Origin of the sequence: Paenibacillus sp. FSL K6-0276 (assembly GCF_037977235.1) — a bacterium.
GTDB lineage: Bacteria > Bacillota > Bacilli > Paenibacillales > Paenibacillaceae > Paenibacillus_AQ.
This window is the reverse complement of the sequence record NZ_CP150276.1, coordinates 4,332,606-4,348,867: the sequence shown is the minus strand read 5'-3', so window position 1 is coordinate 4,348,867 and position 16,262 is coordinate 4,332,606. Positions and strand designations below refer to the sequence as shown.

The 16,262-nt window shown below is 46.1% G+C and carries 10 protein-coding genes and 2 pseudogenes; 10 read left to right on the top strand and 2 right to left on the bottom strand.

The window, feature by feature from the left end; genetic code table 11:
- Positions 1–47: 47 nt before the first annotated feature.
- Genes glp through MHH52_RS20525 form a run of 3 tightly spaced genes read left to right on the top strand, consistent with a single transcriptional unit; the run spans position 48 to position 2,570 of the window.
- On the top strand, positions 48–1,292 hold the full coding sequence (gene glp / locus MHH52_RS20535) for a gephyrin-like molybdotransferase Glp (RefSeq protein ID WP_340004245.1): 1,245 nt from the start codon (positions 48–50) through the stop codon (positions 1,290–1,292).
- Positions 1,293–1,317: 25 nt separating this feature from the next.
- Positions 1,318–2,334 (top strand): GTP 3',8-cyclase MoaA, encoded by a 1,017-nt coding sequence (moaA, locus tag MHH52_RS20530; protein WP_340004244.1) that lies wholly within the window; start codon positions 1,318–1,320, stop codon positions 2,332–2,334.
- A gap of 8 nt (positions 2,335–2,342) precedes the next feature.
- The gene (locus MHH52_RS20525) at positions 2,343–2,570 is read left to right on the top strand and encodes a hypothetical protein (RefSeq protein WP_340004243.1); all 228 of its coding nucleotides are present in this window, start codon (positions 2,343–2,345) and stop codon (positions 2,568–2,570) included.
- Between the two features lie 86 nt (positions 2,571–2,656).
- On the opposite strand, the gene MHH52_RS20520 is transcribed toward MHH52_RS20525, so the two are convergent.
- On the bottom strand, positions 2,657–3,370 hold the full coding sequence (locus MHH52_RS20520) for a YwiC-like family protein (RefSeq protein ID WP_340004242.1): 714 nt from the start codon (positions 3,368–3,370) through the stop codon (positions 2,657–2,659).
- A gap of 192 nt (positions 3,371–3,562) precedes the next feature.
- On the opposite strand from MHH52_RS20520, the gene mobB reads away from it, so the two are divergent.
- From mobB to MHH52_RS20495, 5 genes and pseudogenes are all read left to right on the top strand, one after another.
- Complete coding sequence (gene mobB / locus MHH52_RS20515; RefSeq protein WP_340009753.1) at positions 3,563–4,234, top strand: molybdopterin-guanine dinucleotide biosynthesis protein B; 672 nt, start codon at positions 3,563–3,565, stop codon at positions 4,232–4,234.
- A pseudogene (locus MHH52_RS20510) lies at positions 4,218–4,553 on the top strand (NTP transferase domain-containing protein); the annotation flags it as partial. The gene mobB and the pseudogene MHH52_RS20510, both read left to right, overlap by 17 nt.
- A gap of 234 nt (positions 4,554–4,787) precedes the next feature.
- The gene (locus MHH52_RS20505) at positions 4,788–5,273 is read left to right on the top strand and encodes a molybdenum cofactor biosynthesis protein MoaE (protein WP_313639817.1); all 486 of its coding nucleotides are present in this window, start codon (positions 4,788–4,790) and stop codon (positions 5,271–5,273) included.
- Between the two features lie 235 nt (positions 5,274–5,508).
- A protein-coding gene (locus MHH52_RS20500) for an IS1182 family transposase (protein ID WP_340003511.1) occupies positions 5,509–6,869 on the top strand; the annotation gives its coding sequence in 2 pieces (ribosomal slippage) (positions 5,509–6,079 and positions 6,079–6,869; 1,362 coding nt in all).
- Between the two features lie 461 nt (positions 6,870–7,330).
- Positions 7,331–7,607: pseudogene (locus MHH52_RS20495) on the top strand (MazG nucleotide pyrophosphohydrolase domain-containing protein).
- A gap of 59 nt (positions 7,608–7,666) precedes the next feature.
- On the opposite strand, the gene MHH52_RS20490 reads toward MHH52_RS20495, so the two are convergent.
- Positions 7,667–8,416: an SDR family oxidoreductase gene (locus MHH52_RS20490; protein ID WP_340004241.1), complete on the bottom strand. Its 750-nt coding sequence runs from the start codon at positions 8,414–8,416 to the stop codon at positions 7,667–7,669.
- 165 nt (positions 8,417–8,581) lie between these two features.
- Here MHH52_RS20490 and MHH52_RS20485 point away from each other — a divergent pair, with 165 nt between their 5' ends.
- Positions 8,582–9,499, top strand: a complete 918-nt coding sequence (locus tag MHH52_RS20485; RefSeq protein ID WP_340004240.1) for a LysR family transcriptional regulator — start codon at positions 8,582–8,584, stop codon at positions 9,497–9,499.
- Positions 9,500–9,615: 116 nt separating this feature from the next.
- Entirely contained in the window at positions 9,616–16,053 is a 6,438-nt protein-coding gene (locus MHH52_RS20480; RefSeq protein WP_340004239.1) for a phosphodiester glycosidase family protein, read from the top strand.
- The last annotated feature ends 209 nt before the right edge of the window (positions 16,054–16,262 follow it).

Sequence of the window (16,262 nt, the reverse complement as noted above, 5' to 3'; positions counted from 1 at the left end):
CGGATGAACCGTTTTTTAGTCCGGCACCAAGTTAGGAGCAGATGAAGGTGGAGAATACCAGAACTCCGGTTACCGTTGCAGAAGCTGTATTCCGGGTAATTGAAAGAGTATGCCGCACAGGTACAGAGAGTGTCCCGCTTGCCGAAAGCTATGGACGTATCCTGGCAGAACCGCTGACGGCAACCCATGATGTTCCGCATTTTACCCGATCACCCTATGACGGATATGCAATCGCTTCGGCAGATTCTGCCGATGCTTCCGGTAACAACAGGATCAGCTTCACTGTTGTAGATCATATCGGCGCTGGGGAAGTATCACAGGTTGCAATTGGAGCATGCGAAGCGGTCCGTCTGATGACGGGGGCGGCGCTGCCGGCAGGAGCGGATGCGGTAGTGATGTTTGAACAAGCCTCGGCAGCAGGTCATACGTTTACAATCCGCAAAGCGTTTGCGCCGCAGGAGAATCTGTCTTTGCAGGGGGAAGATATGCGGTCAGGAGAAATGATCGTTCCGGCAGGCAGCTTCATTCATCCCGGTATTGTAGCGCTGCTGGCTACATTCGGTTATGGGTTTGTTCAAGCAGGAAAGCGGCCGGTTGTAGGGATTTTGTCTACGGGAACCGAACTGCTGGATGTGACGGCTCCGCTTGCCCCCGGTAAAATCCGCAACAGTAACGGGCCGATGATTGCAGCCCAGCTCGCCCGTATGGGTATCCCTTACCGGATGTACGATACAGCCGCAGACCAACTAGAAGCATGTCTGATGACGGTACGGAAGGCGCTGACAGAAACAGACTGCCTGATTACAACGGGCGGTGTATCTGTCGGTGACTATGACTACCTGCCGGAAATTTATAAGCGGCTCGGGGCTGATGTGCTATTTAACAAGGTGGCGATGCGTCCGGGCAGTGTGACCACAGTCGCGGTTACTGGGGATACCTATTTGTTCGGATTATCAGGCAATCCGTCTGCCTGCTTCACGGGATTCGAGCTGTTTGTTAGGCCCGCCCTGCTCAAAATGATGGGGGCAGATAAAATTTATCTGCCGCGCACGACGGCGGTACTGGCAGAGGACTTCTCGAAGGCCAATCCGTTCACCCGGTTTATCCGGGCTGTTCACGACCGGACCTCGGTGCGTCCCGCAGGCTTCAATAAATCTAATGCAGTATCCTCCATTGCAAGGGGGAATTCACTGATTGTACTGCCGGGCGGGACAAGAGGGTATACCGCTGGCGATCCTGTTGATGTACTGCTGCTCGGCGTCGAAGAAGGTACGAATGAGTGGGTACTGTAAGCCTACCGGAAGGGAGATAAGAGTCATGAATGCACATCCACTACAGGATCAACTGCGACGACCTATCCATGATTTGCGGATTTCGGTAACAGACCGGTGCAATTTCCGCTGTTCCTACTGCATGCCGAAGGAAGTGTTCGGTGATGATTATGCATTCCTCCCCGCAAGCGAGCTGCTAACCTTTGAAGAAATCTGCCGGCTGACGAAGCTGTTCGTATCCCTTGGAGTAAGTAAAATCCGGTTGACCGGAGGCGAGCCGCTCATGCGGCGGAATCTGCCTGAGCTTGTTGCAGGAATCCTCGCCATCGGCGGTGTAAAAGATATGGGACTGACGACGAACGGGGTACTGCTTGGTGGGCAGGCAGCGCCACTGTATGCTGCGGGACTTCGCAGACTGAACGTCAGCCTGGATGCTCTGGACCCTGAGCGGTTTGGAAGAATGAACGGACGGGGCTTTAAGTCTGGATTAATTATGCAACATATTGATCATGCCGTAGAAGCCGGATTTGAGGTCAAAGTAAACATGGTGGTACAAAGAGGTGTGAATGAATCGGAGATTGTGCCGATGGCAGCCTATTTCAAGGATAAGAATATAACGATGCGGTTCATCGAGTTTATGGATGCCGGCAACGATAACGGCTGGAGCTATGAGAAGGTCGTAACCAAACGGGAAATACTGGAGCGCCTCCAAGGCTCATTTGAACTGGAAGCACAGGACCACAATTATTTTGGCGAGGTAGCCAAAAGGTACCGGTACAAGGGTAGCTGCACAGAGATCGGTTTTATTACTTCCGTATCTGAATCGTTCTGCTCCTCCTGTACACGTGCCCGGCTGTCTTCCGACGGCAAATTGTACACTTGTCTGTTCGCATCAGACGGATTTGATCTCAGGGCAATGCTCCGCAGCGGGGCGAGTGACCAAAGCCTGCTGCAAGCCATTAGGGACATATGGGAGCAGCGGACAGACCGTTACTCCGATGAGCGGACAGAACAGACCGTGAAGAACAGAACAAAGATCGGCATGTCCTATATTGGAGGTTAAAGGGCAGAATGCAATTTCAGCTGTTGATCGAGCCGGATTGCAGATCATTTTTGGCTGACTCAAAATTGCCCGAGCCTACATGGCGGCGGATTTCACCTTCTGTCAGCTCCCCGCAAGCAGAGCAAATTATTGAACTTGCACTGCAGACGGAGGGCCTTGTGGTCATGGAATTCGATACTACCGAGGAGAGTAATGTGTACCATTTGTGCCGCCGGGATCGAGCAATCAGGATATGATCGTAGAATAGACTAACACAGCAACAAGGAAGCTCCTCTACCCGGATTACCGGCAGAAGAGCTTCCTGGTTTTTTACAACTGTATACTAGAAGTACAACACGAGCACAGACACATATAACATGACGGAGAAGCCGATTTCGATGATTCCAGTACGTTTTGCTGTGAAGCCCGTCCTTGGTAGGACGGCTGCCCGCACAAGCAGGATGAGCAGCGGAACAAGCAGAGATGGAAACAGGAACAGCCCGGCTGCTGCAACCAGCAGGTGATACAGTACAGATCCGTAATAGAAGCTAATATTATTTCGTTCACGAATGACGGTTTTGACATACAAAGCGGTTCCGACAAAGTACAGGACAGCCAGCAGGAACAGCTCGGTCGCTGTCCGCCAGCTTTCTCCCTGACCGACATAGTAGACCGGATAAATGATCAGGCAAAATGCCAAAATGGCCGAGATGTCATTGAGCAGGGCACGTTCATTTTTAGCTTTTGCATAATAGAGATTTACAGCGAACAAAGGCACGAGCGGCAGAACAAACCATAACAGTGCAGGTTCGGTTATCACTAAATAGACGATTATAGGCAGCAGCAGAATTCCATATACCTTCAAGGGCTTTTCATAGCGCTCAAATTTCCCTGTCTTCACCCCCTGCAGCAAAGGAAAGCTGAACAAATAGATCAGAAGCCAGCAAACAAACAGCGGAATATGTATAGGTTGCCCCCGGGATGCGGCTACCCCGAACAGAAAGGGAAGGACGAGCATCGCCCAGGCGCCGTGCTGGTTAGGGATATACTTCTTCATAGTAAACATGACCTCCTACCCTTAGATATCATGGCATGTGAAGATGCCAGGCACCTTAACTATACTTTTTTTATGGAGGGACCTAGGTGATTTGAAGCACAAGGTATGCGCCTGCCGGCCGGTAATCTGAGTATGCTTAACAGTGCTATAATCTAATAGTTCTTTTTAAGAAGAGGAGTAAACATCGTGACTATGGAATCTCATCATGCAGCAGTACAGGGTCCGGTTCCTGTACTACAAATCGTCGGGTACAAGAATAGCGGGAAAACAACACTTGCCTGCCGTTTAATTCGCGCTCTATCCACTCAAGGTATACGTGTCGGGTCTGCTAAACATGATGCTCACCATTTTCAATTAGATGATCCGGGCACAGACAGTAGCAGGCATCTGCTGCACGGTGCGATTGAAACTGTACTTACATCGTCTGAGGCTACAAGAATAATGCGGAAGTCCGAGACTTCATTAGAAGAAATCGTACAGTCTATGTATGGTAAGGTTGATCTGCTGATCGCTGAAGGGTTCAAATCTGCAGATTACCCCAAAATTGCTTTGATCCGCAATGTAGATGAAATGATAACCCTACGAAGTCAAGCAACGAATATTTATCTGTGGTTAGGCTGGGAAGAGGACGCGAATATGAATAGTGTAACGTCTCCGGTAAGCAAGAATACTCCCCCTGTACTACCTTTAAGGGATCAAGCTCTTATTGATCAGGAGGTCCTCAACCTGGCTTTGTCGCTGCTTCAATCTAATCTGGGAATCCTTGACATGGGAGAAGGAGGTTCCCTTACAGGAGGTGCACATTGTGCTGACTGGAATAATACTGGCAGGTGGACGGAATTCCCGGATGAAGGGTCAGAATAAAGCGCTCCTGACCTATCACGGGGAGCATTTTATTGTTAGACAGGTGAAGGGAATGCGTACCCTTTGCTCCAAGATCATTGTTGTTACGAACGATGCATCCCCGTATGAGGATTGTCTTCCATCCGGTCTCAGTTATATACCGGACATCTATGCAGGGCATGGACCCTTAAGCGGGTTTCATGCCGCTTTTGCCATGGTGGAAACGGATTATGCTTGGGTTGTCGGATGCGATAGCCCTAATATTTCTGCACCTGCAGCTTCGTGGATGCTCACCCGGTTCAAGGAAGGCGACTATGATGCTGTTCTTCCCATCATTAACGGAAAGCATCAGATGCTCCATGGGGTATATCGGCCGCACCTGATCTTGCCAAGTATCATTGAAAGACTGGAAACACGACAGTATCGGCTATCAGGATTATTAGATTCGATGCATTGGTTAGGGGTAGATAAGGACGATCTCGCTAGTGCTGGTATACATGAGGATTTCACTGCAGATGTAGATACACCTGAGCAATATAAGGATTTGCTGCATCTATCGAAAGGGAGTGATCACATGGGCAGTTCATTATTTGAAATTACTGACGGACCGATCACACCAGCAGAGGTATCTGATAAAGTCCTGCGAAGAGAAGCCGGAGCGATTACCTTATTCCTAGGCACTGTACGGGAGTTCACGCAAGGTAAGCGGACATTATATCTTGAATATGAAGCTTATCCGCTCATGGCCGTAGCGCAATTGGAACGAATCGGGCAGGAAGTGAACGAGCGTTGGCCGAATACTATGGTTGCTGTTACCCATAGGATAGGAAAACTTGAAATCACTGATATCGCCGTTGTGATCGCTGTATCCTCGCCGCACCGTAAGGCCGCTTACGAAGCGAATGAATATGTGATTGACCGGATTAAAGAAATCGTACCTATTTGGAAAAAAGAAATGGGCGAAGATGGCGAAGCATGGATTGGCGATCAACTGAATCAATTAACCTATCCGGAAGGCCGTCCATTATTTCCGGATATTCCTGCAGAAGATACGAAGTAGAGGCGACTATTAACGAAGTAGGAGAGGAGTTCTACATGCTAGAGCCGATAATTCGGGATCTGAAGAACTTTCGGATTGTCGGCCTGTATGCATTCAGGGAGCCACCGATAACGGTGACTCCCTCAGGCTGTCGAGAAAGTCTCGACAGCCTTCTTTATGTCTTAATAATTTCACACGACACCGCGTTAATGTTGTATAATATAGGTAACTATTTATAGAACGGATGGTGATTTGTATGTTGCGTTCCAACCGAGAAAAACAACAAGCGTACGAGTTTGTCTCTATCGAAGATTTAGTTCCTCAAGATCATTTGCTACGAAAAGTAGATAAGTATATTGATTTTTCCTTTATCGATGAAAAAGTTAGGCCGTTGTACTGCGCAGATAACGGACGTCCTGCTGTTGATCCAGTTATCTTATTTAAGATGATTTTTCTTGGATACTTTTACGGCATTCGTTCCGAACGTCAATTGGAGCGAGAGATCCAAACCAATTTGGCGTACCGCTGGTTTTTAGGACTGGGATTAACCGACAAGGTTCCAGACCATACGACTATTAGTTGGAACCGGCGAACCCGATTTAAAGATACGAACATTTTTCAGGACATTTTCGATGAGATTGTTCTTCAGGCTATTTCGCACCGGATGGTCGGTGGACGGGTTCTCGTGACCGACTCAACCCATGTAAAAGCAAATGCGAATAAACACCAGTACACCAAACAACAAGTACTGCAGAACACCAAAGATTACGTGAATGAACTCAACGCTGCTGTGGCCGAAGACCGGAAAGAGCATGGAAAAAAGCCCTGAAACCAAGAGAGGAAGTGAACGAGGAGAAAGAGATTAAAGTGAGCAAGACCGACCCAGATAGTGGATATATGATCCGGGATGGCAAACCGGAGGGCTTCTTTTATCTAGATCACCGTACCGTAGATACCAAATACAATCTCATTACCGATGTACATGTAACGCCCGGCAATGTTCATGATTCCGTGCCATATTTGTCGCGTTTAGACCGTCAGCAAGAACGTTTTGGATTTAAGATTGAAGCCGTTGCGCTCGATTCAGGTTACTTAACCACACCGATTTGTCGAGGATTACAAAGCCGAAAGATTTTTGCGGTGATTGCACACCGGAGATTTCATCCCAAGCAAGGATTGTTTCCGAAATGGAAGTTCACCTTTGATGCCGAGCGAAATTTGTATGTTTGTCCAGCCAGTCATGAACTGAATTACCGGACCACAGACCGAAAGGGTTACCGGCAGTATGCTTCTGATCCGGACCATTGTAAGAGTTGCCCATTGCTGGACCAATGCACTCAGTCCCGAAATCACCGAAAGGTGGTGACCCGGCACGTCTGGGAGGACAGCAAGGAATGGGTGCGGAATAACCGACTCAGTAAGTCGGGCAAGCAACTGTACCGCAAACGAAAAGAGACGATTGAGCGAAGCTTCGCGGATGCTAAAGAGCTCCATGGGTTTCGCTATTGCCGGTTGCGCGGACTTCCGAATGTCAGAGAACAGGCACTGATGACGGCAGCCGTGCAGAACATGAAGAAGATGGCGATCCACCTGGATCGCCTGGAACAGAGGGGGTAACCCCCTCCCTTTTCCGATTCTACTTATGCCAGAACCTAAAAAGAAACCCGCGGTCGTAAAATGACCTGGGTTTCTCGACACTCTGAGGGAGCCACCGATAACGGTGACTCCCTGTTTTTTATTCTAGAAGCACTTATAGCGGTGCAGAGACAGAATGCTGATCCCGCAAGGTTTAGTTTCCGATTAAGCCTGATGAGTTTTATTTATCTGTTGTCAATTTGGAAGGGGACCAGGAATCGATAGATAAACCGGATCAATACAGTTACAACCTTCCAAGTAAGCCAGGGTACTATGTATATAAATTATCTGCTGTATGGGAACAAAGGAATACTGCAGCGTATTATTTTGGTATTCAAATAGACGACTGAAATAGCAAAGAACATAAATTAGTACTGCTCAAATTGCCTCTTATTGTATAATAAAAATCAATTCAAGATACCCGAAAAGCGAGGCGTAACGAAATGAATGCATCTGAGTTTCAACAGTATGTAAAGAAGTTCAGTGAAATCAAAGGTTTTGACACTAGTAGCATTGTACTTAATGACTGAAGTGGGGGAGTTGTCCAAAGAAGTATTATCCGTATCCTTCGACCCAGATGCGGAGAAAAAAGAAAACTTGGGATATGAGATGTACGACGTGGTGTGGAATATCTTTGATCTGGCCAATAAGCTGGATATTGATCTGGATCAGGCTTTTAAACGTAAGCTGGAAATCAATGAACAGAGAACATGGGAGTAGCATAAAAAAATCCAAGGTCATCCCGCTCGGGAAGCCTTGGATTTTTTCATCCATAATTGTTATTTAAACGAAGCATAACCTTCATCCGCCATTACAACACTACCGTTAATTGCGCTTGCTTTTGGTAAGGAGAGCAAATATACAGTATCTGCAACTTGTTCAGGTAGCGTTAATTTGTTACCCATTACTTTGCTCTTCATTTCGTCGACCATTCCTTGGTCTTTATATCCTTGGATGATCGGTGTATCTACAGCCCCTGGAGCAACGGCGAGTACGCGGATGCCATGAACAGACATTTCAAGTGCTGCGGATTTGGTCATCATAATGACCGCACCTTTGGAAGCATGGTAAGCGAATGTGCCTGGGGAAGCTAAGAATCCAAATACAGAAGCTGTATTGATGATGACCCCTTTGATGCCGAGCTCACGCATTTTTTTACCAGCTGCGATAATACCATGGGCAACACCATGCTGATTGACATTAATGACACTATGATAATCCTTAAGATTTTGGTCTAGTACAGGAGTGACGCGGCCGATTCCGGCATTGTTGAACATAACGTCAATTCTTCCATAAGTTGCGACGGTTTTCTCAACCAGTGCTTCTACCTCTTCATATTTGGAAACATCGGTTTTGACGAAAATGGCTTCGCCGCCATCCTTGATAATCTGTGCTACGGTTTCTTCACCTAATTGTTGGTTGAAATCGGCAACGACTACCTGATCACCCTTACTAGCAAATTTAAAAGCGGTTTGTTTCCCGATTCCACTGGCTCCACCTGTTATTACGGCTACTCTTTTTTCTGTCATCTGAGACTCCTCCTCGAGAAATATAGTTATACTAGAAATATAGGTTTATATATTAAAAAAAGGTTACTTGCTAACTTATTTACATTGTAACACTTGTCTAAATTAATTAAAATTTAAGTAAATTTAATAACTGTTAAGTAAATATTAACTTAGGGAGTGATTCAATTGAATTTAGAGCAATGCGAGAATATCGTAGAAGTCGCAAAGATTGGTTCATTAACCAAAGCAGCTCAGAATCGTCACATAACCCTATCCGCAATAAGCCAGTCCATTACACTGTTAGAAGCAGAGCTGGGAGTCACTTTGTTCATCCGTTCGCGAGGACAAAAAGCGGTTCCCACTGCAGAAGGACATGCGATTATTAGTAAGGCAAATGAAGTATTAATGAAAGTAAATGAATTAAAAGCTGAAGCACAGATCTACAGCGATACGCTAAGTGGTCATTTGAAGATTGCTACGATTCCGGGACCCATGCATCTAATAGTGAAGGTTATATCCGGCTTCAAGGTAGATTTTCCAAATGTGAAAATAGAGATTTTTGAAAAGGGACCTAAAGAGATTCTAGATAATGTGCTTCAGGATGAAATGGACATTGGACTGATGGTCTCGCCAGAGGGCATGCCAAAGAAACATAAAGGGGTCGTGTTTAAACGATTAATGGAAGGAAAGATTGTTGTGGGTGTTCATCTCCATTCACCATTAGCTTTAAATACAATGATTACACCTGATCAGTTAGTAGGTCAGACGTTGGTTTTATACGATGATCATTATATACAGGACTTTGTGGAGCGTTATTTACAGGGGTATGGGCCAATGAATATCCTTTTTGTAAGCAACAACACTCGGGCCATTGAGAATGCAGTTGCAGCAGGATTAGCGATCACGATTGGTATGGATTATTCTTTTCTAAAAACATTTGAGGATTCTCAGCAGATTATGAAGACGATTGAGTTACGATCTCCTGATAACAATACGAAATATCCAGGTTCTATTGTTTCAGCTTCCAAACAAGTATCGAAAACCGCCCGAAGATTCATCAGCAGGCTTAAACATGAATTTGATGAAGGGATAAGAAGAAGTTAACAATACGCCTTGGTAGATTTTATCTTACCTTTACGCTTCCTAGTTAATATGAACCCTATGATGTTGTCCATTTCAGATCGTAATAAGGACAGCCAAGTGGGGAGGATATCAGCAAAGTGAGAAGGTATTTAAAGCAAATTAATGTAGCAGTTATCTTTGTTCTGATGATTTCATTATTACAACCGGGAGCGTTTGTTCGCGCTTCCATATCTGATTTACCTGCGTCAGACTATGGCACTGTCATTGATGTCCGCAAGACAGAGCTTGCACCTGGGGCGATGTATACCTGGATGGATCTTCAGAATGAGCGTGGTTTGCAAAAAATTCATGCCGTCGAGTTTAATCCGCAAAATTCAAATTTGGAGCTGCGGGCTGGAACTAAGGATGGAAAGGTTTACGGTATGAAGGGTGTTACAGAAATGGCATCTTATGCGGATGCACCCGGAAACCGTGTAATAGCAGGGGTTAACGGTGATTTCTATGAAATCTCCGGTTTTGCAACAGGTGTTCCTAACGGATTGTTTATGGATGATGGTGTGATCTTGAACAGTTCTATTTCAGCTTTTACTTTCGGGTTAAAAGAAGATGGAAGCTCCATATATGGTGTACCCAAACTAACCAAGAATATTACCATAAACGGAAAAACGACTAATCTAACCAGTATTAACCGTTATCGGAATACGAATGATCTCGTTCTCTACACGGAAAATTATAATACATCAACAAAATCGACCAATGAGGGCGATGAGGTTGTACTAGATATCGTCGAAGGAGAAGTAAAGAGCGGACAGACCTTGAAGCTAAGGGTTTCTGAAATTCGTAATAATCAGGGGAATTCACCACTGGCAAAAGGAAAAGTAATTCTGTCTGCCAACGGAACATCACGTTCTGTTCTCCAAGGATTATCGGTGGGCGATATGGTTACCGCGAATTTTGCGCTGAGTGGGGAATGGAATGAGGTCAGGGTAGCCATTGGTGGCGAAGGACCGCTGGTAAAGGACGGCGTAGTTCAACAAGGTGTGGGTCCTTTAGGATTTCATCCACGTACAGCTATTGGTACAAAAGCGGACGGAAGTCTCGTTCTATTCGAAGTGGATGGAAGATCTCCGGGCTTTAGTGAAGGTGTGGATACCGAGGAGCTTGGCAACATTCTGAAGGATATGGGTGTAGTGAACGCTATGAATCTAGATGGTGGCGGTTCTTCTACTTTTGTTGCCAGAATGCCAGGTACTACCGGCGTCAAAATGATGAATCAAGGCTCTGATGGCTACGAACGTAAAACTGGTAACGGTTTACTAGTTGTTAATACAGCCCCTGAGCAATCTGCAGCTTCTAAGCTGGTTGTGCATCCGAATGCGGAACGTATTTTGCAAGGATCCAGCTTTGTATTTAAAGCGGCAGGAGTGGACGAGAACGGCCATCCGGCTCCTTATTCGAGTACGCTGAATTGGCAGGTGGACTCAAGTCTTGGAAACATTGACGGAAACGGAGTCTTCACTGCAGGAACCTCAGCCGGGACTGGAAAGGTGACTGTAGAAGCTGGACCTGTCAAAGGCAGCGGTGAAATTGAAGTGGTGGATAAGCTTACAGAGCTTAAGTTTCCTGATGAGATCAAAACTTATACCTCAGGTGCAACTGCGCAATTGACTATAAAGGCTCTTCGAAATGGACAGGTGATTCAAGCTGACAACCACAGCTTCAACTGGCGAGTTGAGGGCGAGATCGGAACTGTGGACGAGAATGGTCTGTTTCAGGCGACGAGTGAGAACGGTAAGAACGGTAAGATTTTTGCCAATTACGGGGACGTTGAGACTTCTTTTGAAGTAAATGTGGGGTTACCGCCTGTAATACTGGAGGATTTTGAAAATGGTATTGATAAATATATAGCCTCCAGCGCAGCAGCTAACAGTGTGGCGATTCAGGAAGTGACGGATCAGGATTTTGTCCGCAGTGGGGATAAAGCCTTGAAGCTGGAATATGATTTTGTCAATAAAACAGGCACATCGGGTGCTTATTTAGCCGCAAGCTCAGCCGCCAATCGAATTCTGATTCCAGGGTATCCTGAGAAAATCAGTATGTGGATCTACGGAGATGGCAAAAAGCACTGGCTGCGGGGACAGATTCGTGATGGCAATAATGCGGCAGTGCCTGTAGATTTTACCGATCAGGTGAATGGTGTGAGCTGGACGGGATGGAAATACGTCGAAGTATCCGTTCCTAAGGGGAAAACTACACCTTTAACGATGGATATGCCTGTTCGCTATATGGAGACAAGCAATCTTAACAAGACCGCGGGTGCTATTTATGTGGATGATATTCGTGCTATCTACGGGCCGATAACCGAGGATAGAACACCTCCTGTGATTAAAGATGCTTATCCTGGCGTGAACGAAATTGTCAAAACAGCTACGCCGACCCTTTCCGTCAATGGTGAGGACGATGGTTATGATCCGGTGGCGCATCCGGGAACGACCTTAATCGATCCGGAGAAAACACGTGTGTATGTGGACGAACAATTAGTGGAGCATGGCTTTTATCCTCCAAAGGGTCAAATCACTTATAAGTCAAAGGTTCCACTTACAGAAGGCCGTCATAAAGTAAAAGTTGCCATTCGTGATTTGAGCGGTAATCAGACGATAAAAGAATGGTATTTTACAGTGAATTTGGGCTCTCCGTTCTATGTGTATAAAACACCTGATGTAGTATATGCCGGCAACACCTACACTTTGGACGTAACGGCAGAGAAGGCGAGCAAGCTGAAGGAAGGAAATCTTACGTTTGCTTTTAATCCGGCTGCTATTAAAGATTTGAAGGTAATTCGGGGAAATAAGGTAACAGAAGCTCAAATGGATTCGATCATTGATCCAGCTTTGGGCACTGTGCGTCTTAACCTAACCAGTATCCATTCCTCCAATCTAGGAGATACGGATCTAATCGGGCAAATTCAATATACGGTTCGAAATGATTATGTGGGTCTCTTTACTCAGGAGCAGCTCGCTGGAGATATAAGCAAACCTTTTGTAATTGAAAATACATCCGGATCTGTAACTTCTACGGAGGGTGCCGGGGTTCCTATTTCTTTTATTGGAGCGGCTGTCGAATCCGTGGTGAAAACACAGTTAATGCTCACTTGGAACCATTATGATCTAGCGAAGGGCTTTGATGCGTCTTTTTCGGTAAAAGATCTGAGTGGAAGTGGCGTTAAAGGAGCAAAGTTGTTGTTCAATGGTGAAGAGGTACAAGGAGCTACTTCAGGCTCAAATGGAACACTTACAACTGACTTCGTCACTTCAGCAGAAGGAACATTTAAATTACAGGCGGTGAGCGGAAATACTTATAGTCCTGTAATGACATTCAAAGTTGCTCCGTATGACGGTACTGCTGCTCCGCGTAATGTTAACATTACGATGGGCCAGGATCCAGCGACTTCCCGCCAGTTCACTTGGCAGACAGAACCGCTAACCGTGGATACTGTAGTCGAAGTTGTGAAAAAAGCAGAGTTCACAAGCTTTCAAGCCTCGAATGTAATGGAAATTACTGGCAGTAGCTCAATCTACAATACCAACAATGACGGAACGATGCGGGTCCATAAAGCCGAGGCACCTGGGCTTACCCCTGGAACGGAATATGTATATCGTGTGGGTGATGGCGAGTCTAATGTAAGTGAGCAAGGAACGTTCGTTACAAGTGGGGCGGAGAGCTCTTCTACGAAGTTCCTGTTTATCGGGGATTCCCAAGCAGACTCTAAAGCTGGTTTTGATCTTTGGAAAAATACGATTCAGGCAGCCTTCGCCTACATGCCAGATGCGGAGATGCTGGTTCACGCTGGAGATATGGTGGATAAAGGCTTTGAACAAGAGCAGTGGAACTGGTGGTTCGATGCAGCTCAGAAGCAGATCATGAACACCACGCTTGTCCCGATTATTGGGAACCATGAAGTGATGGGAACCAATGGAAATGGGGATTACCTGGCACAATTCAATAATCCGCAAAATGGCGCTGCGAGCGTAAAAGGTACGAATTATTCTTTTGATATTCAGGATACGCACTTTGTGGTTATGAATACAGAGCATTCAGGTGCTCCGTTCGCGGAACAAGCAGAGTGGCTGGATCAGGATCTTTCTGCTACAGATAAAAAGTGGAAGGTGATTTTCTTCCATCAAGGACCATACGGCAGCATCTATTCGAATGAGCAGGTGCAAGCAAAGTGGGTGCCGGTGTTTGATAAGCATAATGTGGATCTGGTTATGAATGGTCATGATCATATCTATTTGCGAACTTTTCCGATGAAGGATGGCAAGCAGGTAGCTGAGGGCGAGGGCGCTCGATATGTTATTGGAGGTTCCTCAGGTCCTAAGTTCTATGCGCTGACGCCACGTTTCTGGCAAGAAAAAATATACGACGAAGATGAGCAAATCTATACTGCTGTTGAGATTGAGAAGAACGAGATTACGGTTACCGCAAGAACGGTAGACGGTATTGAAATTGACCGTTTAGTAATCGGGAAATTTGTTCCGAAATCTATTGCACTGGATCAAACGGCTGTTGAGCTTGAGCCTGGTGCTAGTCTTCAATTGCATGCCAAGGTGGGGCCGGATGAGGCTAATCATCTGAAAAAGCTTTGGTCCATCGTTCCTGAGACGGCAGAATCAGTAGTTACTGTAGATGACAATGGCTTGGTTACTGCATTGAAGCCAGGGACAGCTAAGGTAAGAGTTACAGTGGCAGGTTACTCGAATATTTTTGCAGAAAGTACGATAACTGTAGATGCGCTGCAATCTATTAAACTTCAGGGCAATAGACAGCTTAAACCAGAAGAAGTCGACAAGACAGTAACAGAAGCTGTCTACGCATCCGGTAAACGTATCCCAATATTGGATGGACTTCATTATTCCAGCTCGAAAGAGCATATTGCTACGATCAATGAACAGGGCTTGATTCAGGCTCATCAGGAAGGCTCTACTGTGATCTCTGTAACCTATAGAGAGTTCGCCTCGGAATATAACCTTGTCGTAACTAATGATGAGGCTCCTATTCTTACAGAAATAACGATAAATGGGCCGGATTCGCTGGAACAAGGAAGTAAAGGCTCCGTTGTTGTTCAGGCGGTATATAGTGACGGCAGCAAGCAAGAATTGGTAGAGGGCGTAAGCTATGATACTTCCAATCATTCCATTGCAATGATTAGTGAGAACGGCGAACTTCATGCATTGAGTGCAGGTACAACAAAAGTCAACGCTGTTTATAACGGTTTGAGCACTGAATATGTTTTGACGGTGACCGAACGATCGCCGGGTACGACGCCAACACCAAATCCCGAGCCAACACCGACACCGACTCCAGAACCAACACCAACGCCGGGCGGCTGGGTGCCGGGACCTCCGGTGTTACCGACGCCAACAGCTACATCAACACCGTCGGCATCAGCACAAGCGGGTGTTGTAACGATAACAGCCTCTCAACTGTCAGAGAACAAGAATGCTCAAGGTGAAGTTGTGGTTTCTGTTGACGGAGCGGTTACGGAATTGCTTTTACCAGGAAATGCGATTGAACTGCTTGGACGTGCACCACTCAGAGTGGTGATGGAGGATTTAACGGTTACAATACCTGCGGAAGTGCTGGCTGAATTAAGTAAGTTAGTCTCAGCTGAAGCCATTGCAAAGAGTACGATTTCAATACGGTTGAACACCGTAGCTGGTAATACAACAGTTGATCTGTTGAATCGTGCAGGTACACTTGCAGGCGCACAATTGAGGGCAAAAAGTGATCTGCGGGAATGGTCGCTCAGCATGATCACAGAAAATGGCCAGTCCTTCTCGTTAAGACAGTTTGCAGTGCCGCTCACGATTTCATATAAGGTCGGTACGAATGTAGATCGAAGCTTGCTAGGTATTTATTTTATGGATGATGCTGGCAAGTTGGAGTATATGAGCAGTACATGGATGAATGGTTATCTATCTGCTACCGTCAGTCATTTTAGTAAATATGTTTTATTAGAATATGACAAAACTTTCAATGACCTGAAGTCGAATCACTGGGTATACCTTGCTGTGAAGCAGCTTGCGGCAAAACAGCTTGTACAAGGTGTAGCTGCGGATCGTTTTGATCCAAACCGTGCGGTTACACGTGCTGAGTTTACAGCTATGTTAGTCCGCGCGCTTGGCTTGAATGGGCAAGCAGAAATTGCATTCGCTGATGTGCCTGCTGACAAATGGTATGCAGAAGCTGTGGGGTTAGCGAAACAAGCTGGAATTGTTAATGGTGAGACTGCTTCACAGTTTGAACCGGATGCCAAGATCTCTCGTCAAGAGATGGCTGCGATGCTGGCTCGTGCATATGCTTATGCTATGAGCAGCGTATCTGTAGCTAGTCCTAACGGTTCAGCATTTACCGATATTGGCACTGCACCGCAGTGGGCTCAAGAGGCTATCAGTGAGGTGTACAGCCTTGGATTGATGCAAGGACGTGCTGATGGGCAATTTGCACCGAAGCAAAATGGTACTCGTGCCGAAAGCGCACAGATGATTCTTAACCTGCTGAGTGTTATGGAGTAATAATTGTGGCCAGTCTCAGGTTGTTGGAGACTGGCTGTTTTTTTGAGAAATTGGTTTAGCTCGATATAAGCACAGAATTGTACAAAGGATAGGGGAAATGGAGAGTGCGAAGGTAAGGTCGCCTGAGTTTACAGCTGCTTTTATCTGAAAAAGTTTGTTTTGACATGATACTCTAGATGATTTGGATATTTACGGACTCCATAGCTCTT

Coding starts and splice junctions, on each gene's coding strand:
- moaA (WP_340004244.1), top strand. CDS start 1,318: ATGAATGCACATCCACTACAGGATCAACTGCGACGACCTATCCATGAT.
- MHH52_RS20525 (WP_340004243.1), top strand. CDS start 2,343: ATGCAATTTCAGCTGTTGATCGAGCCGGATTGCAGATCATTTTTGGCT.
- MHH52_RS20520 (WP_340004242.1), bottom strand. CDS start 3,370: ATGAAGAAGTATATCCCTAACCAGCACGGCGCCTGGGCGATGCTCGTC.
- mobB (WP_340009753.1), top strand. CDS start 3,563: ATGGAATCTCATCATGCAGCAGTACAGGGTCCGGTTCCTGTACTACAA.
- MHH52_RS20505 (WP_313639817.1), top strand. CDS start 4,788: ATGGGCAGTTCATTATTTGAAATTACTGACGGACCGATCACACCAGCA.
- MHH52_RS20490 (WP_340004241.1), bottom strand. CDS start 8,416: ATGACAGAAAAAAGAGTAGCCGTAATAACAGGTGGAGCCAGTGGAATC.